14 protein-coding genes and 1 pseudogene are annotated in these 19,199 nt (G+C 45.8%); 9 read left to right on the forward strand and 6 right to left on the reverse strand.

Annotated elements, in window-relative coordinates; genetic code table 11:
* The first annotated feature begins 187 nt into the window (after positions 1–187).
* From HDC91_RS03875 to HDC91_RS03885, 3 genes and pseudogenes are all read left to right on the forward strand, one after another.
* Positions 188–2,398, forward strand: a complete 2,211-nt coding sequence (locus HDC91_RS03875) for a hypothetical protein (protein ID WP_183548614.1) — start codon at positions 188–190, stop codon at positions 2,396–2,398.
* A 10-nt stretch (positions 2,399–2,408) separates the two neighbouring features.
* Complete coding sequence (locus HDC91_RS03880) at positions 2,409–3,476, forward strand: zinc-binding dehydrogenase (protein WP_221262098.1); 1,068 nt, start codon at positions 2,409–2,411, stop codon at positions 3,474–3,476.
* An 18-nt stretch (positions 3,477–3,494) separates the two neighbouring features.
* Positions 3,495–4,255 (forward strand): annotated as a pseudogene (locus HDC91_RS03885) (SDR family oxidoreductase).
* An 11-nt stretch (positions 4,256–4,266) separates the two neighbouring features.
* Here HDC91_RS03885 and HDC91_RS03890 read toward each other — a convergent pair.
* From HDC91_RS03890 to HDC91_RS03900, 3 genes are all read right to left on the reverse strand, one after another.
* Positions 4,267–4,749: a hypothetical protein gene (locus HDC91_RS03890; RefSeq protein WP_183548616.1), complete on the reverse strand. Its 483-nt coding sequence runs from the start codon at positions 4,747–4,749 to the stop codon at positions 4,267–4,269.
* Between the two features lie 67 nt (positions 4,750–4,816).
* Positions 4,817–5,299 carry a hypothetical protein gene (locus tag HDC91_RS03895; RefSeq protein WP_183548618.1) on the reverse strand — a complete coding sequence of 161 codons (483 nt, stop codon included), beginning with the start codon at positions 5,297–5,299 and terminating at the stop codon, positions 4,817–4,819.
* A gap of 4 nt (positions 5,300–5,303) precedes the next feature.
* The gene (locus HDC91_RS03900) at positions 5,304–6,446 is read right to left on the reverse strand and encodes a zinc-dependent alcohol dehydrogenase (protein WP_255476651.1); all 1,143 of its coding nucleotides are present in this window, start codon (positions 6,444–6,446) and stop codon (positions 5,304–5,306) included.
* Between the two features lie 298 nt (positions 6,447–6,744).
* Between HDC91_RS03900 and HDC91_RS03905 the strand changes: the two genes are divergently transcribed.
* From HDC91_RS03905 to HDC91_RS03915, 3 genes are all read left to right on the forward strand, one after another.
* A complete protein-coding gene (locus tag HDC91_RS03905; protein ID WP_183548622.1) occupies positions 6,745–7,098 on the forward strand; it encodes a hypothetical protein in 354 nt (117 codons plus the stop codon).
* A gap of 276 nt (positions 7,099–7,374) precedes the next feature.
* Positions 7,375–7,539, forward strand: a complete 165-nt coding sequence (locus HDC91_RS03910; protein ID WP_183548624.1) for a hypothetical protein — start codon at positions 7,375–7,377, stop codon at positions 7,537–7,539.
* 50 nt (positions 7,540–7,589) lie between these two features.
* The gene (locus HDC91_RS03915) at positions 7,590–7,844 is read left to right on the forward strand and encodes a hypothetical protein (protein WP_162432122.1); all 255 of its coding nucleotides are present in this window, start codon (positions 7,590–7,592) and stop codon (positions 7,842–7,844) included.
* Between the two features lie 27 nt (positions 7,845–7,871).
* Here the strand turns inward: HDC91_RS03915 and HDC91_RS03920 are convergent, their stop codons facing one another.
* The 3 genes from HDC91_RS03920 to HDC91_RS03930 are packed head-to-tail and all read right to left on the reverse strand — an operon-like array spanning position 7,872 to position 11,203.
* Positions 7,872–8,981, reverse strand: a complete 1,110-nt coding sequence (locus tag HDC91_RS03920) for a mechanosensitive ion channel family protein (protein ID WP_183548626.1) — start codon at positions 8,979–8,981, stop codon at positions 7,872–7,874.
* Positions 8,981–10,768: a glycoside hydrolase family 15 protein gene (locus tag HDC91_RS03925; protein WP_183548628.1), complete on the reverse strand. Its 1,788-nt coding sequence runs from the start codon at positions 10,766–10,768 to the stop codon at positions 8,981–8,983. Before HDC91_RS03925 ends, HDC91_RS03920 begins: the two co-directional genes overlap by 1 nt.
* Before the next feature lie 60 nt (positions 10,769–10,828).
* Complete coding sequence (locus HDC91_RS03930) at positions 10,829–11,203, reverse strand: response regulator (protein ID WP_183548630.1); 375 nt, start codon at positions 11,201–11,203, stop codon at positions 10,829–10,831.
* 111 nt (positions 11,204–11,314) lie between these two features.
* Here HDC91_RS03930 and glgX point away from each other — a divergent pair, with 111 nt between their 5' ends.
* From glgX to treY, 3 genes are read left to right on the forward strand one after another with little or no spacing between them, the layout of a single operon-like run.
* Positions 11,315–13,444, forward strand: a complete 2,130-nt coding sequence (gene glgX / locus HDC91_RS03935) for a glycogen debranching protein GlgX (RefSeq protein WP_183548632.1) — start codon at positions 11,315–11,317, stop codon at positions 13,442–13,444.
* On the forward strand, positions 13,437–15,233 hold the full coding sequence (treZ, locus tag HDC91_RS03940) for a malto-oligosyltrehalose trehalohydrolase (RefSeq protein ID WP_183548634.1): 1,797 nt from the start codon (positions 13,437–13,439) through the stop codon (positions 15,231–15,233). Before glgX ends, treZ begins: the two co-directional genes overlap by 8 nt.
* The gene (gene treY, locus HDC91_RS03945; protein ID WP_183548636.1) at positions 15,226–19,173 is read left to right on the forward strand and encodes a malto-oligosyltrehalose synthase; all 3,948 of its coding nucleotides are present in this window, start codon (positions 15,226–15,228) and stop codon (positions 19,171–19,173) included. The genes treZ and treY overlap by 8 nt, the downstream gene beginning before the upstream one ends.
* The last annotated feature ends 26 nt before the right edge of the window (positions 19,174–19,199 follow it).

Raw genomic sequence — 19,199 nt, forward strand, 5'->3', positions numbered from 1 at the left:
AACAATCTGGACCTATAAAAACAGGCAACCCACCACATCTTTTTTTTTATAGAAGTATTCCGAACGCTCGTTCTTTATTCATTTCCCACTCACTATTACCCGCCGGCATTTGTAAGACACTTACAATTGTTGATGATACAGCCGGCACCTTTTACGGGTATTTAGTATAATATTACGCAACCATAATATGAAACCTGAATTAACAATTTGGGCGGTTACAGCCGCCGAACAACTAACAAACCTGTCTGAAAACCCCCTTCTGCAGCGCAACGCTAACGAATTCACTTTTAATGTACACCTGCTGCACGATACTTTATGGGTAATTGTAAAATGGAGAAATAAAGACCGGGCGGCGTTCCGTACCGCATACTCTCCAGACGGTTTAAAAGTAAAACAGCTTACCAAAAGCGATGACGGTGCGCAAGTAAACTTAAGTTCAACAATTGGCGAGTTTGATGTTGATATCACCTTCCCCGATGCGCAAAAGACGGTTTTACACTACACCGTAACCTTTAAGGCAAGCAATAACCTGTATATTCCCTTTTGGCCTAAGGACGTATTGATGTTAGGAAATAAGGGCACCCAGGTACCGGCTGGTGACGTGCATATCAGGCAGAGGGGCATCCGCACAGGGGTGGTATACGCAGCGTTTAAACAACCTGCAGAAGGGTCGCTGCTTTATTTCCAAAACCTTACGGCCTTGAATGATTATTGCAAGCTTACCGAAACGTCTGTTTCTGAAACCGTAGGCGGTGAATGGCCGGAGTTCGGGTTTTCGCTGCCGCTCACCAAAGAGAAACCAATGCCTGCGGGTAAAAAACTAACCATTGCCGACGCGTTTGTATCCTTTAGCACCAAAACGCCAAAAGATCAGTTTGAGATAGCAAGGCAATACCTAGATCATTTAGCAGCAATTTATTTGTTATTACCACGCCCGGATACCAAATACCAGGATTACCCGGACTTTATAAAAAGAGCTATCCACGACCTTGAACATAATAAGGGCTGCTGGTGCCAGCATAGCGGATGCTCTTACCTGAACGCCTATGTATGCGATTATACCACGCCGCCCGAAATTATGGTACAGCTTGCCGTGCTGCTGCCGGTGTGGGATTATATGGATTGGAGCGGCGAAAAGCTGCCATTCTCAAACCAGTTATACGATAACCTACGTACTTTTTACAGCGATGAATTAAAAACAATAAAGCGCTGGCTACCCGCAGCCGAAGATCAGCTGGACGAATCGGAAGAACAAAAGGTGCCCAACACCATGGATTCCTGGTACTTGCATCACCCATTGCTAAACCTTGGCCGCATGGCCTTAAAAGGCGACAACGTTGGCAAGGAGCTATTTTTAAATTCGGTTGACTTTGCGATAAAGGTTGCCCACCATTTCCATTACAAATGGCCGGTGTTCTATGATATGCAATCGCTTGAAACGCTTAAGGAAGAAACGCAGCCCGGCATGGGAGGCGAAAAGGATGTGGCCGGCGTTTACGCCCAGGTAATGTTGCTGGCGTATGATATAACCGGCAAAAAGCGCTTTTTAGAAGAGGCCGAAAAAGCAGCGCAATCACTTGTGCAATTTGGGTTCGATATATTTTACCAGGCCAATAACACAACATTTTCTGCTAAGGCCATGCTGCGCCTTTATAAAGAAACTAAAAAGCAGCAGTACCTTGATCTCTGCTACCTGCATATAGCAAACCTGTTTAAAAACATGGCCATCTGGGAGTGTAACTATGGTTACGGCGTAAACTTCCCAATGTTTTTTGGTTTGTTCCCGTTAAATGATGCCCCATACCTGGCTGTTTACGAAGAGCAGGAAAGCTTCGCATCAATGCACGAGTTGTTGGTGTTGGCTGAAGGAACCGATTTTTTACCAAGCGCCCGTTTATTGCTTGCCGAATATGTTAAATATATGATACATCGTGCAGTTTATTATTTCCCGCCTATGCTGCCAAGAGAAATGCTGGCCGGCGAAACTAAAACCGGCGAGATAGACCCTAAACTTTGGATAGCGCTTGAGGATATTTACGATGGCTGGGAAAAAGCGGGTGCCGTTGGGCAAGAGGTATATGGCGCCGGTCTATGCTTTGGTATCGTACCACGCCATTACATACGTATACCCGGGCAACCGTTTATGATATATATGGATTACCCTACGGGCAATAAGATTGTAAAAAATAATACCATAACAATAAATGTACTGGGCAGCAAAGAACTTACATGCCGCGTATGTATTATTAATACATACGATGGAAACCTTCCAAAAATAAGCATTGTAGCCGGCAATGAACAAGACCAGCAGCAGTTGGATAAGTTAAGTGCTAAAAAGCTGCCAAATGAATTTGAAATACATGGCGAGCAGACCATTATTATAAAGTGGAACGATTAATATGACTACTATGGAGGATGATAAAATGAAAGCTGCGTTAAAAACGCTTGAAGGAGATTTTGAACTAAGCCAGGTTAAAACACCCGAAATTAAACATCCCGATTGGGTTTTGGCCCGGGTGAAGGTGGCCGGTATATGCGGTACCGACCTGCGGCACTGGAAGATAAAGGAGCCCGAACTGGAATGCAAAATAATGGGCCACGAACTTGCCGGCGAGGTGGTTGAGGTTGGCCCCGCTGTTACCAACGTAAAGCCCGGCGACCGGGTGGTTATTGAAACCCTCCTTGGCGACGATACCTGTGAGTGGTGCAATATTCAACGTTATAATTTGTGCCCTAATTTGTATCCGGTAAGGATGAAAACGCTTTCGCAGGCGTTTGCCCAATACGTGGCCGGGCCGCAAAAGAAATTTTATAAGCTGCCGGATCATGTAAGCTTTGAAGAAGCTACTTTACTTGACACTTTTTCGGTTTGTATGCACGCCATACAACTAAGCGGTATCAAGTTAAACGATAAGGTGGTGATAATAGGCGCGGGTTGCATCGGGCTTGGACAATTGCAATTAGCCAAAATAAGCGGTGCCGATGTATTGATCATAGATAAGGTTGATTCGGCTCTTAAGCTGGCAAAAGAACTTGGGGCAAACGAAGTTGTAAACTCTGAAAGTGAAAATGCCCACGAAAAAGTAATGCAGTTTACCGGGAACCGTGGCGCCGACATTGTATTTGAATGCGCGGGCGGCTCGGCAATGCCCATAACCTTGCCCCAGGCAGTAACCTATAGCAGGGTAAATGGCAAGGTGGTTATAGTAGGTGGTTTTGAAAAAGACCAGAAGCTAATTGAAATGGATTGGTCGCGAATTCAAATGTCGGAGATCAAATTGATCCCGAGCGCGAGTTACTCGTTCTGGGATATCTATCCTGAAATGCAGATATCGCTTGACCTGGTGGCAAATGGCAAGTTAAATGCCAAAAAACTCATTACTCATAATTTTCCGCTTGATAAGATCAACGAAGCATTTGAAACCGCAAGAAACAAAGAAGAAACCGGCGCCGTGTTTGTCGCGCTGACTGTTTAGCCAATTAATATTAACAGAATGGAAAATAACATTAGTCACGATAGTAAACTGCAAATTGCCGGGGCAGGTATAATTGTAACCGGCGGAACCACCGGTATAGGCCGCGCCATAGCCGCGGTGCTGGCTAAAGAAGGGGCAAATGTTTTTCTGTGCGGTACCAACGAGGATCACCTGAGGGAAACTTTACAGCACATTGAAGATAAACAGGTGCGGGGAAAGGTTAAAGGAAAAACGACCGACCTATCCACGGAAGACGGCATAAAAGAACTTTTTAAGAGCGCGGACGAACATTTAGGTAAGCTGGACGTGTTAGTTAATAACGCCGCGCTTGCCATCAGGATGTTTATGACGGCGAATACAGCGATTGGGAACGGGTAATAAAAACAAACCTGCTCAGCTACATTGCCTGTACCCGTTACGCCTTAGACCGCATGACGCCCACAGGCAGAGGCCATATAATTAATATAGGGTCGATGAGTTCGGACGTGCGCGAAAAGGGTAGTTCTATTTATGTAGCCACTAAATCGGGGATACAAGGATTTACTGAAACCCTGCGAAAGGAAGTAAACGAAAAAGGAATAAAAGTATCGTTGGTAGAGCCCGGCGCGGTGATGTCGAACATGCAGCCGGCAGAGGTTGAAGAACAACGGGAAGGCCTGGCACGAATGGAAATGATGGAAGCGGAAGACATTGGGGACGCCGTTCTGTTTGCATTAACCCGGCCAATGCGCTGTGATGTAGCCGAAATAAAAATAAAGCCTCACTTGCAAATCATTTAATGCGTAAACAATTACACAGCCGGTTCATCTGTCACTGACGATGATTCTTCATTTGATTTGATGAGCCGGTAAGTAATAGTTGCAAACACAGCAAAAACCACATGCGCCGGTATGCGCTGCAGGTAATAATGATCGAACCGCATAAGCGGCGGCAGCGGGTGTGCCTTAAAAGTGCCCTTCCAGATTAGAAAACCTAACACGCCGCTAACAAGGCCGAGTATTACTCCGTTTAGGATGGTGTGTTTTATTTTGCGCGTTTCCCACAACTCCACATAAACGGCTGCAAACACAAAACCCATAGCAAAATGGGCGCCCCATCCGGCTATCTGTTTTGCATTTTTTGACAACGCCGGGGCCAGCCTGCCTATCATGGTGGCCAGGTGCTGCGGTTCGCGAAAATTTTCTCCGAATATCTCCGACATCAGGTGGCTGCTAAGAGTCATCACGCTGGTGCCTCCAATGGCTGAAAGTGCGGTTTTTGCTGCTTGGTTCATGGCTGTAAATAATGTACATAAAAAAAGCAATTGCCGTAAATTTTGTTTTACGGCAATTGCTTATATTTTATTTTTTTCGGGTAACGGTTGTTACTATGGCCGCTGTTACCAGGGCCGTTATAGCGAGTTTGGACAGGAAGCCTACCGCGTTGTGCTTCATTTCAACCTTCCACCCTCTTTCCGCAAATACATTGGGTACATGGCCTTTTCGCAAGTCCTCAATTACGCCCTCAAAAACGTTTATACGGTCGGCAAATATTAACGGCAGCCAATGCCGGTACCGGTCTTCGCTGTGTTTAAAAGCGTAACGCCTGATGGCGCCGCTTAGGCCCGATGGTGGTACGCTGGTACCAAAAACAGTGGTAATGGCCGGTCGTTCGGTCGACTGCAATATCTCCACCGTTTGGGGCTGCTGTACCGAACGTTCATAATTAATGCGGTTATGATCATCGCCGGTATAATGTTTCATGGGGTAAGTCGGCTCGTTTTCCGGGTCGGCATCCATACCATACCCGGGAATTGTAGTTACATCTATTTTATTAGTTGTCATGGTTTTAAGATTTAGCAGATGGTATCAATACCGTTTTTATACAATTATCCAGTTTCGAAGAAAAGAGCCTGTAAGCATCGGCCACCTCTTCTAACGGGATGCGGTGTGTGATCAGCTCTTTGGGGTTAAGCCTTCCTGATTGTACATGATCTATAAGTTTTGGCAGCAACCGCTTTACCGACGCCTGGTTAGCCCTAAGCGTGATACCTTTATTTACAACATTCCCTATCGGGATAAGGTTAAACGGCGGGCCATACACACCCACAACAGAAACTATCCCGCCTTTTTTTACCGAGTTGATAGCCCATTGTAACGCAGTACCCGCACCTGCCTGCATTAAACTTACGCGGCCACTAAAGGTTTGCAGGGTATTACCTTCTGCTTCGCAGCCCACGCAATCTATACACACGTCGGCCCCGTACCAGTCGGTGGTTTTCTTCAGGAACAATACCGGGTCTTCCAGTGATTTAAAATTATAAACCTCGCATTTCGCATAGTTTTTAGCAAACTCCAGGCGGTAATCAATATGGTCTATAACAATAACACGCGACGGGCCAAAAAACCAGGCACATCGTGCGGCCATAATACCTATTGGGCCGGCACCAAATACCACAACCGTATCGCCGGGTTTTATACCACCCATCTCTGCAGCCTGGTACCCGGTCGGTACCACATCGGTTAGTAAAACGGCATCGTCGGGGTCCATATCAGCCGGTATAACAGTGGGGCCTACATCTGCATAAGGTACGCGTACATACTCGGCCTGCCCACCGTCAAAGCCGCCCGCGGTGTGCGAATAGCCAAATATCCCACCTACCGCGGTTGCCATCGGGTTAGATTCGTGACAGTTGCCATACAGCCCTTGTTTGCAAAAGTTACATTTGCCGCAGGCAATATTAAAAGGCACAAGCACCTGGTCGCCAACTTTCAAGTTCCGTACCATTGGCCCAACCTCTTCTACTATCCCGGTAAACTCGTGGCCAAAAGTAGACCCAACGCGGGTGTCGGGTACCATACCATGATAAAGGTGCAGATCTGAACCGCAGATGCAGGTACGGGTTACCCTCACAATAGCATCCTCAGGGTGCTGTATCTCCGGCATTGGCCGCTGTTCGGCCCGGACCCTATAGGGCCCTCGGTAATTCATTGCTAACATATATTTTAATTAAGTGGTGTTTTCCTGATAGAAGAACATCGCGAAAGCAACTTGGTTTGAAAATATATTAATTAAAAAGAAAGAAACAATATTTTTCGCGATTGGTTATATAGACGGCCTTATGAAAAAATAGCTGGATAACAGAAGTGATATCAGGACCTTGAATTTGAAGAAAAAACCGCTCCCAGTAAGTTGTTCATACTGAGCCGGACTTTTACGACACCGGCGATTATAACAAATGCTTGTAGTCCCTTGTAACGGCCTCTAAATAAATATAAAAAACAAACATATGGTACCAGAAGAAAACGCGGCCCCGGGCCAGCAGAATTTCCCTGATGAAAATGGCGACACGCAACGCGAAACCCAATCAGGACAGGAAATAATCAACGGCGCACGCCAGGAAGATCAGTTGGATGCGATGAAAGAAGAAGCCAAAAATAATCCGTCTGAAAACAGCCAGGGGGCATCGCCAGACGATGCTGAAGGTGAGGATAAGAACCGCCTATCGCAAAACGATATTAACAATAACATCAACACTTTTGAGCAAACCCAGGCCGCCCGCTCGGCGCTGGAAACGCCTGAAGGAAAAAATAATGGCGCCAAACCCGCCGCTTTCGACGGGCAGCAAAGCAGCCACCCATAACGGCTGCTTATTAACTTTTAAAGCAGTACCAGCAAAGTACGAATATTAATATCATGAAGGCTGCCCAGGCAGTGAAAAAGACCCATAAAGGAATTCTTTTTCTATTTAAAGTTTTCATAAAAGTTCTTGCTAAATCGGTGTTATCGTTAGCGTATCGGAAAGTAGATATTTATATTACAAATCCGGAGCGGGAATGTTTAACTTTTAAATAATTTTTTTACTTATTTAAAAAAATATTCATGAGTCACGCGGTTATGCAGATATACTGATCACATTATGGACAACGGTTCAACATTTGTAAAAGGCCAAAAAGTAATCACCCCACGGGGCGAAGGTTACATAGTTGAAATATTGGGCAATGATGCTACGGTAAAACTTGATGGCGGCGAAGAAGCCACAGTTCGTACCGACGAGCTGGAGGATGATTCGGACGCCGGGTAATAATTAAATTTTATGCAGACATACCTGCACACTAATATTAAAACAAAATTATGAAAAAATTATTTGTGATAGCTGTACTATCTGTTTGTACAGTTTTAAGCGCTTGTAAAGGGAACGGAAGTACCAGTACCGATACGACCTCTACAATGTCTGACACTACCACGGGTTTAAACGACGGAACCGGCGCGCCTGGTTCAGGAACAGGTGCTGCAGGTGCGGGTACCGTTGGCGACTCCACTGCTACGCCGCAGGATACTGTTAACGGTGCACCCCAGCCGCAGCGCCCGGACACTATGAAGCACTAAGTGTGCGTTCATCAGATCGGTCCTCAGTTATTCTTGTAATTTAACGGGCGGGAAATCATCCTGCCCATTGTTATTTTCGGTGGTAACCCGTATCCTCGGTAAGCTGGAAGGATAGTTTTCCTGCAGATATTTCAGCATGTTTTCGCGAATATAACATCTCAGATCGAACGCTTTCGATGAATTGTGCGCGCTTACCAACATCCGCACTTCAACAGTTGTTTCCTTTACATCTGTTACTTGTAATATGCCCAGGCGTTTATCCCACAGCGGCGTTTCATTAAGCAACCGGGTTAACTCTGCCCTGAGCGGTTCGGCAGGGACATTGTAATCAACGTATAAAAAAACTGTACCTAACAGTTCAGAGGTCGTTCGCGTCCAGTTCTGAAACGGCTTTTCGATGAAGTAATTTATAGGCAGTATAAGCCTGCGCTGATCCCAGATATTTAATACCACGTAAGTAAGTGTTATCTCCTCTACCCTGCCCCATTCGCCCTCAACTACCAGCACATCGTCAATACGTATAGGCTGCGTAAACGCTATCTGGAAACCCGCCAAAAGGTTGCCTAATGATTTCTGGGCGGCAAAACCTATAATAATACCGCCTATACCTACCCCGGTGAGCAGCCCGGCCCCAAGCTTTCGCACACCGTCAAAACTTAGCAGAATGAGCGACAGTGTTATTACAATGATAAGTACCGTAGACACCTTTCTGATAAATTGCAGCTGGGTGCGTACCTTACGCTCCCTAAGGTTATCCGTTTTGTTAAAATCGTACTTATAGTACACATAATCTTCAAGTACCTTAATAGCGTTCATCAAAATACTTGCAAAGGATACGAGCAGCGCTATGCCGAGCCACCGCCTTACATCATTATCGTAAGCGTCTTTTAACGCGACAAAGGGTAACAGGATATTTGCTACAAAAAGCGGTATAAAGTGGTTCAAAGGCCGGCTTAAATGCGTGACCAACGACCTGAAGAAAGAGTACTCCGCTTCCTTTTTATTCTTGTAATAATTTAACAGCAGTTTAATAAATACCTTGATTATAAAACCAATAAGCAGCACAAAAGCAATGATCGCCAGGTTCCATAACCACGGCGGAAGTTGTTTTGCCCATATATTTATTTGTTTTTCCATTATAAAAATATCGGTCGGTCAAGTTTCATTGCAATCCTGTAAGCCGCGTTCATGAGCCCCACGTGGCTGTAGGCTTGCGGGAAGTTACCCCACTGGCTTCCTGTAGCCTCGTCAACATCTTCGCTAAACAACAGCAAATGGTTGCAATATTTCATCAATTTTTCAAATTCTTTGATCGCATCATCAATCCTGCCTACACAGGCAAGCGCTTCTACATACCAGAAAGCACAGATCAGGAAAGTAGTTTTGGGCTTGCCAAAGTCGTCGCTGTGTATATACCGGTAAAAAAGACCTCCCTCGGTCTTAAGCTCCTTTTCCAGGGCTATCAAATGATCTTTAGCCCGTTGCGATGCCGGATCAAGGTAATTCATCATGATCAGCTGCAGGGTACTTGCGTCAAGGTAAGGGCTGCCCACAGCGTGTGTGTAAACCTTCCGTTCTTCGTCATAACAGCTTTCTATATGCGCCGCGGCCTTGTCTTTTAATCGCCGCGCTTTTTCTACCAGTTCATCATTATTGATGGTCAGCGCTATTTTTTCGGCCGCACAACATCCCGCCCATTGAAAAAGGTTGCTGTAGCAATGTATATGCGCTATATTCCTGAATTCCCATATACCAGCGTCTTTTTCATCTATGGTACGTTCTATTTTATTCAGGATGAATAAGATCCATTTATCAGAGTCTTTACGCTCACTAAAAACAAAACGGTGATCGGTGTAAAGCGGCAAAAGCGAAACCAGCACCTGGCCGTAAATGTCGTTCTGAATATGCTCTGATGCCTGGTTGCCAATGCGCACCGGTTTATTCCCCATATAACCATCCAGATGTTCCATTATGGTTTCGGTGAGGTCCTTATTGCCTGCAATACCGTATAGCGGCTGATACCTGAAGCTGTCCTTTTCTCCGAAAGAAATATCGGTTATATAACTAAAGTAACGCTCCATTTCTTCAAAATGCCCTATATGGTTTAGCGATGTAAGCACATAGTAGGTATCGCGCAGCCAGCAGTACCGGTAATCCCAATTGCGCCCGCTTCCCGGCGACTCCGGCAAACTGCTGGTGCTTGCCGCAATTACAGCGCCCGTATCCTCGTACTGGTGTATTTTAAGGGCAAGGGCAGCGCGGATAACGTAAGGCTGGTAAAACCCAGCTATAGAAGAATGCTTGATCCATAAGCGCCAATACTCAACCGTTTGCCGCAAGTATTTTTCTGCAATGCCCGAAAGCGATTCATCTATCTCGGCCCCATAGTTCAACAGCAGGTATTTGGTTTCGTTAAGCGAAAAGTACGATGCCTCGGCAAGGTAGGTAAGCGGGATGTTCGAAGTAAGCGTCATGCGTTCATCGCAACCGGTAAATTCTATCGAGTCGCTGCCAAGCAGTTGGTCCCATTTGTTACGGCCATAATCGCAAACCGGTTCGCATTTTACGCGCACCCTGGGGTTGCCCTCCAGCACTTCTATCTTCCGCACCAATATCAGCGGTTTGTAGTACCGTTCGTTCTTCCGGAACCTCGGTGCAAAATCCGTTACCCTGTATTTGCCGTTGGCGCAGGTAATTTCTGTACACAAAACGTTGGTGTTTTCCAGGTAATATTGCCTTGATGTAAAGTCGCCCAAAGGCTTAACAGAAAATTCGCCGCCCTTATGCTCGTCAAGCAAACCTCCGAAGATAAAGGGGCTGTCAAAACGGGGCCAGCACATCCATTCGATGTTGGTATCTGTATTAATATGAGCTAAAAATGCACAATTGCCAATTATGCCGGTTTTATAAGTATGTTTTTCCATTAATCAATTTAAACTAACATACCAACAACTATAATTTGTAATTGTTAACAAAACCTGAAATTATTCTGCATTTGCTGTTTCTGATAGCATAGCAATTAATAAAGTCATATCATTTAAACTTAGGGGTTTGTTTAAAAGATGTGTACAGCCAAATTTTGGTGCAAAACGTTGTAAATTATCATATTCTGTTAGTAGCGCTACCGGCAGGTTATGTAAATATTTATCACATTTAATTTGATGGCATGCGCTTCCGCCGTTACCGTCCTCCAATATAAAATCAATAATTACCAAGTCGGGCGTATGCTTATAAAGCGTATTTAACAAACCTTGTGATGATTGCCGTGTTACACCCTTTACAGCCAGTTGAAAACAGCAATCCTTAAACAAATTTATTGTAAAGGCATCATTGCTCACTAAAAGAATATCGGTGGTCATAAAGCGTGGTTTATTACATAACATTTAAATAGCGCACTGGTTTTATAATTTTCATATAACGATAATTTTAAATTACTAAAACATTTTAACGGTATTTTAATTCCTAGATGCATGAAAAAGATTTATCCCGGAAAGCCATACCCACTTGGCGCAACATATAATGGCAAAGGCGTAAATTTTGCGCTGTATGCCGATAACGCCACTGGTGTTGAACTTTGCCTGTTTGATGCAAATGACGAAGGGAAAGACCCCGAAGTGCGTATAACGCTTACCGAGCGTACGCACCAGGTTTGGCATTGTTACCTGCCTGATATAGCCCCCGGGCAACTTTACGGGTACCGGGTACATGGCCCGTACGAGCCACAGAACGGGCACAGGTTTAACCCGAATAAAGTGCTTATAGACCCGTATGCCAAAGCCATATCAGGTACCATAAACTGGCACGACTCGCTTTTTGGATACGAACTTGGCCATGAGGCCGAAGATCTGAGTTTTAGCACATCAGACAGTGCACCCTTTATACCTAAAGCAGTTGTGGTCGACCAGGCGTTCGACTGGGGCGACGACCAGCCGCCGCGCACACCTTACCATCAATCCATTATATACGAAACGCACGTAAAAGGGTTTACACAGCAACACCCCGACATTCCTGACGAGATCAGGGGCACCTATGCCGCGATAGGCCACCCGGCTTGCATAAAATACTTAACCCAACTGGGAGTTACAGCCATTGAGCTGATGCCGGTGCATCACTTTGTAGCCGACAGGCACCTGGTTGAAAAAGGACTAACCAATTATTGGGGCTATAACACTGTAGGTTTTTTTGCGCCCGATATACGCTATGCGGGCAAAGTAGAAAACGGACTGCAGGTGCAGGAATTTAAACAGATGGTAAAGGAGCTGCATAAAGCCGGTATTGAGGTTATACTGGATGTTGTGTACAACCACACCGGCGAAGGTAACCATATGGGCCCTACACTATCTTTAAAGGGCATAGATAATTCATCTTACTACCGCCTGGTTGATGATGATAAACGCTATTATAAAGATTACACAGGCACAGGCAATACCTTAAATGCAATGCTGCCCAATGTGCTGCGCTATATTATGGATAGCCTGCGTTATTGGATCACTGAAATGCATGTAGACGGCTTTAGGTTTGACCTGGCCGCAACACTTGCCCGCGAACTGCATGATGTAAACCGGCTGAGCGGCTTTTTTGATATCATTTACCAGGACCCGATCATTTCGCAGGTAAAATTAATAGCAGAACCCTGGGATATTGGCGAAGGCGGTTACCAGGTGGGCAACTTTCCGGCGGGTTGGGGCGAGTGGAACGGCAAATTCCGTGATTGCATCCGCGATTACTGGATAGGTGCCCATAGCATGCTGGGCGAGTTTGGCCAGCGCTTTACCGGCAGCCCCGATCTTTACCAGGACGATTACCGTAAGCCTACGGCAAGCATCAATTTTGTGACGGCACACGATGGTTTTACACTGAATGACCTGGTATCGTACAACGAAAAACATAACGAGGCAAACGGCGAGGACAACAACGATGGCGAAAGCCATAACCGATCGTGGAACTGCGGTGCCGAAGGGCCCACAGATGACCAGGAAGTTATCAGACTGCGCAACCGCCAAAAACGCAACTTGCTTACCACCTTATTTTTATCGCAGGGGGTGCCTATGCTGGTTGCCGGCGATGAGCTTGGCCGTACCCAACACGGAAATAATAATGCTTATTGCCAGGATAACGAGATTTCGTGGCTTAACTGGGCAGAAGCCGACGAAAGCCTGCTGGCGTTTACGCAAAGGCTGATAGCGCTGCGTAAAGGTCACCCCGTGTTCAGACGGCGACAATGGTTTAGGGGTAAACCCGTTAAAGGCAAAGGCCCCAAAGATATTGCCTGGTTTTTGCCCGAGGGCGGCGAAATGGAAGATCATAACTGGGATCACGACTTTGCCCGCTCGCTTGGCATTTATTTGAACGGACTAGGCCTGCATACGGTGGATGCCAATGGCGAACATATTAAAGATGATAATTTTTATATCATGTTTAACGCCCATCACGAAGCCATAGAGTACACCTTGCCAGGGGTATTGGCCCATAAAACCTGGCAAGTAGTTTTGGACACGAACAATGACGAAGTGTTGGAGCAAACCCTAAACAAGGATGAAAAGATAAGTGTTGAAGGGAGATCAGTGGTGGTATTGTGTAACAAACTTTTTAATGAATAACGTAGATAAACCGGAGCTAATGCCGGGTGTCAGCTTCTTAACGGATGGCAGGGCGGCTTTCTGGCTTTGGGCGCCAAAAGCCCAAAGCGCCGCTATCCTTTTAGAAGATGGCAGCGAGTTTGATTTAACAAAACAAGAAAAAGGTTATTGGACGATAATCACTGATCGGCTAAAACCACAAGGCCGTTACCAGGTTCGGTTAGACGGCGAAAAGTTACTGCCCGATCCTGCCTCCAAATCGCAACCCGATGGTGTTCATGGGCCATCGCAGGCTATCGATCTTAATGGCTTTGAATGGCAGGCCAGCCAGTGGCCTGCTGTCCCGCTAAAAGAGTACATTATTTATGAATTGCATACGGGCACTTTTAGTGCCGCCGGCACATTTGACGGCATTGAAACCAAACTGGAATATTTAAAAGAACTGGGGGTAACCGCTATCGAGATCATGCCGGTTGCCCAGTTTCCCGGCGAACGCAACTGGGGTTATGACGGTGCGTTCCCTTACGCGGTGCAAAATTCGTATGGGGGTGCCGAAGGTTTAATGAAGCTGGTGGACGCCTGCCATAAGCATGGGCTTGCCGTTATTTTAGATGTAGTGTATAACCACATTGGCCCCGAAGGAAATTACTTTAACGAGTTTGGCCCCTATTTTACGGGCAAGTACAACACCCCCTGGGGCGATGCGATCAATTTTGACGATGCCGGAAGCGATGAAGTGCGGCGGTATTTTGTGCAGAACGCGTTAATGTGGTTCCGGGATTTTAGAATTGATGCCTTGCGTTTGGATGCTGTGCATGCCATAAAAGACTTTGGTCCGAAACATATATTGCAGGAGATCCGCGAGGCGGCAGACGCGCTCATGGCCGAAACGGGACGTACGCATTACCTTATCATCGAGTTCGACCTTAATGATAATCGGTTCATCAACCCGGTAAATAAAAATGGGTATGGTATGGATGCGCAGTGGATAGACGAATTTCACCACGCCCTGCGCGTAACAGCCGGCGAAGAACGAAATGGCTATTACTCAGATTTTGAAGGTGTAAAGCACCTGGCTAAAGCCTACCGCGACGCGTATGTTTATGATGGCATTTATTCCCCCGGCCGCCAAAAAACATTTGGCGTTAAAACAGATAACCCAGGCGTACAATTTGTGGTATTTTCTCAAAACCACGATCATGTAGGCAACCGCATGCTCGGCGAACGCAGTAGCATTCTGTTCAGTTTCCAAATGCAAAAACTAATGGCGGCGGCAGTAATGGTAAGCCCTTACTTGCCAATGCTTTTTATGGGCGAGGAATATGGCGAGAAAAACCCGTTTTTATATTTTGTAAGCCATACTGATGAGCAGCTTGTTGAAGCGGTAAGACAAGGGCGGCGGGACGAATTTAAATCGTTCCATTCGGAAGGGGAAACGCCAGATCCGCAGGCGGTTGATACATTTGAAAGATCGAAGCTAAATTGGCAAAGCCAGGGCAACACGCAACAGCAAGCCATGCTTCATTACTATAAAAAACTTATAAAGCTTCGTAAGGGGCTTGCCGCATTGCGCAGCCTTAACCGCGATAACTTATCCGTAAGCTTTAACGAAGAACAACAAACGTTGCAATTGCACCGGTGGGAGGGCAATAATCATGTTTATTGCTTCCTGAACTTCTCAAAGCACGAGCAACCGTTTGATATGCCCGCCACCGATCTGACGGTTGCTCTGAATTCCCACGGTGATGACCAGGCCCGAAACATGCTTCAACCAGAGTCGATAATAATTTATACCAATAACCATGTTTAACCCGGTTTCAACATATCGTATTCAATTCCATAAAGACTTTACGTTTATACATCTGGAGGAGATACTTCCCTATTTAGCCGAATTGGGTATAAAAACAATTTATGCCTCACCCATATTCAGCGCGGTGCCGGGTAGTACCCACGGTTATGATGGTGTAGACCCGCTTACCATAAACCCCGAGATAGGTACACTTGAACAATTAAGAGCGATCAGCGTTAAATTAAAGCAGTTGGGTATCAGCTGGCTGCAGGATATAGTGCCGAACCATATGGCGTTTCATCACCACAACAAATGGCTGATGGACTTGCTAAAAAACGGGCCATCTTCACCTTACCGCAACTACTTTGACCAAAGCCTGGCAGATGGAAGCTTTTTTGAAGGCCCCATCATGGTACCCTTTTTAGGGGATGACCTGGACACGGTGATTACAAACGGACAATTAAAGCTGATCGCCGAAGAAAAGAGTATGTATTTTAGTTATGCGGATCAAAAGTGGCCGCTTAATGCAGCGTCATCTGCCGGGCTTGCAGTTACCGACCTGGAAAAACTAACTACCGATAAAATTAAAGCCATTGCCGACCAGCAGTACTACAGGCTATGCAGCTGGAAAGAAACGGACCAAACTATCAATTTCAGGCGCTTTTTTACAGTTAATGGCCTTATTTGCATTAATATACAGCACCCCGAGGTATTTGACCATTTCCACAGGTTGATAGCAACGTTGCTGAAAGATGATATCATACAAGGCCTTCGCATTGACCATATTGACGGCTTATATGATCCTGAACAATATTTGCAGCGCCTGCGTAAACTGGCCGGTGATGAAACTTACATCGTTGTAGAAAAAATATTAGAGCCCGGAGAGCAGTTGCCCGCATGGCCCATACAGGGAACTACGGGGTACGATTTTCTGGCGCAGGTAAATAACCTGTTTACCAACCGTAAAAGCGAAAAAGCGTTCACGCGCTTTTACCAGGACCTAACCGGCAAGAACAAATCCGTGCATGAGCAGATCAGGGAAAAGAAGAAGCTGATACTTACCACTCACATGAACGGCGAACTGGAAAACCTGACCAAATTTTATTTAACGTTGAACTTAGGTGAACAGCAAGACCGTGAAGCAGTTAAACAGGCCATTGCACAATTACTCATTAACTTTCCGGTTTATCGCTTTTACGGCAATGGCTGGCCCCTGTCCCGGGGCGAAATGGAACAAGTAGACCAAATATTACAGGAAGCGACAAGCAACCCCGTACAACTTTTTAAGCAGGATGTGGGCGATGACTATAATCAAAGGGCATTAAAGTTTTACCAGCGCTGTATGCAGTTTAGCGGCCCGCTAATGGCCAAGGGTGTAGAGGATACCCTGATGTACACCTACAATCGCTTCATCGACCATAACGAAGTGGGTGATTCGCCGGATGTATTCGGGTTGCCGGTAGACGAATTTCACACCCTGATGCTGCAACGTCAACTGCAATGGCCCCTGGCGTTAAATGCAACCTCTACACACGATACCAAACGCGGCGAAGATGTAAGGGCACGGCTTAACGTACTCACCGCCCTTAGCGACGAATGGCTTTCCAAAATCACAGAGTGGCAAGGCTTAAATGCGGATATCAAACAAAAGGGCGCTCCTGATAAAAATGATGAATACTTTATTTACCAAACCCTTATTGGCACTTACCCGATGCCGGGAGAGAATAACGGCGACTTTACGACCCGGCTGCAAGAATATTTGGAAAAAACGCTCCGCGAAGCAAAAAGGCATTCAAACTGGGCCGAACCAAATGAAGAGTACGAAAATGGTGTAAAAGCCTTCGTTAGTAGTTTGCTCGACACCAGCCGCTCCTTTTGGAAAAGCTTTGCCTGTTTTCACCAAAAAGTGAGCGAACTCGGGGTTATCAATTCACTCGGTCAGGTAACCCTTAAATTAACCTGCCCCGGCGTACCCGATATTTATCAGGGTTGTGAACTTTGGGACCTAAGCATGGTAGACCCCGATAACCGCAGGCCTGTAGACTATAAAAAACGACTGCAATTTCTCGGAAAAAACTTAAAAAATTTCAAGAATTTTCAGGAAAAAGAGGTAGACGGGCAGAGCAAAAGCTGGCTGTTACAAAAGCTCTTAAAATTACGGTCAGCGCTTCCGCAGCTTTTTGAAAAAGGCGATTACCTGCCACTGACTGTTAGCGGTAAGCATGCCGAAGGCGCCATTGCCTTTGCCAGAACTTATGATGAGGAGTGGGTGGTTACTATTGTCCCTATCCGCCCCCAAACAGACTGGAGCCATACTTATATTCATATACCTTACGAGGCACCGGTATCGGCCAAAAACATCCTTACAGGCAAAACAAGTGTACTAAGCGGCAAAACGCAGATACAAAATGTTTTAGATGAGTTGCCGGTCGCAGTGCTGTATTTGGGCAAATCAACAAATAAGCGCAGCGCTGGGGTTTTGCTGCATATTACCTCGCTTCCTTCTAAATTCGGGCTTGGCGATTTTGGCCCGGCGGCAAAGGAATTTGCCCATATACTAAAAAAGGGCTGCCAGCGCTACTGGCAAATATTACCGCTTAATGCTGTAAGCGCCGCCGATGCTTATTCGCCTTATAGTTCAACGTCAAGCCAGGCGGGTAACGTGTTACTGATCAGCCCTGAAGTGCTGGCAGAAGACGGCTTATTAACAGCAAACGATCTGAGACAACATGCTCAGCAGGACATAGATTTAGTAGAGTTTGAAAGAGTGCAACAAGCTAAAGATCAGTTACTCGATATGGCCTGGGAGGTTTACCGTGCCCATCCGCCTGAACTATTAGAAAATGGGTTTAGATCGTTCTGCAAGAATGAAAATTACTGGTTGGACGACTTTGCGCTTTACAGCGTACTTAAGGAACTGTATAACCAGGCCCCCTGGCACACCTGGCCCGATCATTATAGATACCGGGACAACGCTGCGCTGACTAAAATAATTAAAGACGAGGCTGTTAAAATTGAAAAAGTAAAATGGCTGCAGTTTATATTCACCCGGCAATGGCTTAAGCTCAGAGAATACTGTAATAAGCTGGATATTAAAATATTGGGCGACCTCCCCTTTTATGTTAGTTACGATTCCGCCGATGTATGGGCAAACCCAGGGATTTTTAACCTGGATGAGAACCTGAAAATGGTAAGCGTGTCCGGCGTGCCACCCGACTATTTTAACCAAAACGGCCAGCGCTGGGGCACCCCTGTGTACAACTGGCAGAAGCTGAAAGAACAAGGATACAAATGGTGGATAGATCGCATAGCTAAGAACCTGCAATGGTACGATACGCTGCGGCTGGATCATTTCAGGGCCTTCTCGGCTTATTGGGATGTACCGGCTGATGAAGAAACAGCTATCAACGGCAAATGGTTGGACGGACCCGGTTCGGATTTTTTTAGTACGATTAAAAAAACGTTTACTGATCTGCCTTTTGTTGCGGAGGATCTTGGTGAGATAGATGAACCTGTATACGCGCTTAAAGACCAATTTTGCCTACCGGGGATGAAGGTTTTACAATTTGCTTTTGGCCACGACATCGCAAAGTCGGGCTATGCACCACACCATCACGCACCAAACAATTTTGTTTATACCGGCACACACGATAATAATACTACTTTGGGATGGTTACAAAATGATGCAGATAAAATCACCTTTAAAAACTTAAAAAAATACATGGGGATAAAAGTCAACAAAAAAAACATCTGTAAAACCCTGATCAGGGCTGCGTTTTCATCGGTTTGTGATACTGCCATTATACCCATGCAAGATTGGCTTAACCTGCCCGAAGACGCGAGGATGAATACTCCCGCCGGCACAGGGGTTAACTGGGCCTGGAAGTTAACAGCCGACTCCTTCGATAATATACCAATCAGAAAAATGAAAGATTGGGCGGTTATATTCGACAGAATTTAACGTGAAGAAATGATCGGTGCTAAAAT

The sequence above is a fragment of the Mucilaginibacter sp. AK015 genome, from assembly GCF_014200785.1.
GTDB lineage: Bacteria > Bacteroidota > Bacteroidia > Sphingobacteriales > Sphingobacteriaceae > Mucilaginibacter.

Coding starts and splice junctions, on each gene's coding strand:
- HDC91_RS03875 (WP_183548614.1), top strand. CDS start 188: ATGAAACCTGAATTAACAATTTGGGCGGTTACAGCCGCCGAACAACTA.
- HDC91_RS03880 (WP_221262098.1), top strand. CDS start 2,409: ATGGAGGATGATAAAATGAAAGCTGCGTTAAAAACGCTTGAAGGAGAT.
- HDC91_RS03890 (WP_183548616.1), bottom strand. CDS start 4,749: ATGAACCAAGCAGCAAAAACCGCACTTTCAGCCATTGGAGGCACCAGC.
- HDC91_RS03895 (WP_183548618.1), bottom strand. CDS start 5,299: ATGACAACTAATAAAATAGATGTAACTACAATTCCCGGGTATGGTATG.
- HDC91_RS03900 (WP_255476651.1), bottom strand. CDS start 6,446: ATGAATTACCGAGGGCCCTATAGGGTCCGGGCCGAACAGCGGCCAATG.
- HDC91_RS03905 (WP_183548622.1), top strand. CDS start 6,745: ATGGTACCAGAAGAAAACGCGGCCCCGGGCCAGCAGAATTTCCCTGAT.
- HDC91_RS03910 (WP_183548624.1), top strand. CDS start 7,375: ATGGACAACGGTTCAACATTTGTAAAAGGCCAAAAAGTAATCACCCCA.
- HDC91_RS03915 (WP_162432122.1), top strand. CDS start 7,590: ATGAAAAAATTATTTGTGATAGCTGTACTATCTGTTTGTACAGTTTTA.
- HDC91_RS03920 (WP_183548626.1), bottom strand. CDS start 8,981: ATGGAAAAACAAATAAATATATGGGCAAAACAACTTCCGCCGTGGTTA.
- HDC91_RS03925 (WP_183548628.1), bottom strand. CDS start 10,768: ATGGAAAAACATACTTATAAAACCGGCATAATTGGCAATTGTGCATTT.
- HDC91_RS03930 (WP_183548630.1), bottom strand. CDS start 11,203: ATGACCACCGATATTCTTTTAGTGAGCAATGATGCCTTTACAATAAAT.
- glgX (WP_183548632.1), top strand. CDS start 11,315: ATGAAAAAGATTTATCCCGGAAAGCCATACCCACTTGGCGCAACATAT.
- treZ (WP_183548634.1), top strand. CDS start 13,437: ATGAATAACGTAGATAAACCGGAGCTAATGCCGGGTGTCAGCTTCTTA.
- treY (WP_183548636.1), top strand. CDS start 15,226: ATGTTTAACCCGGTTTCAACATATCGTATTCAATTCCATAAAGACTTT.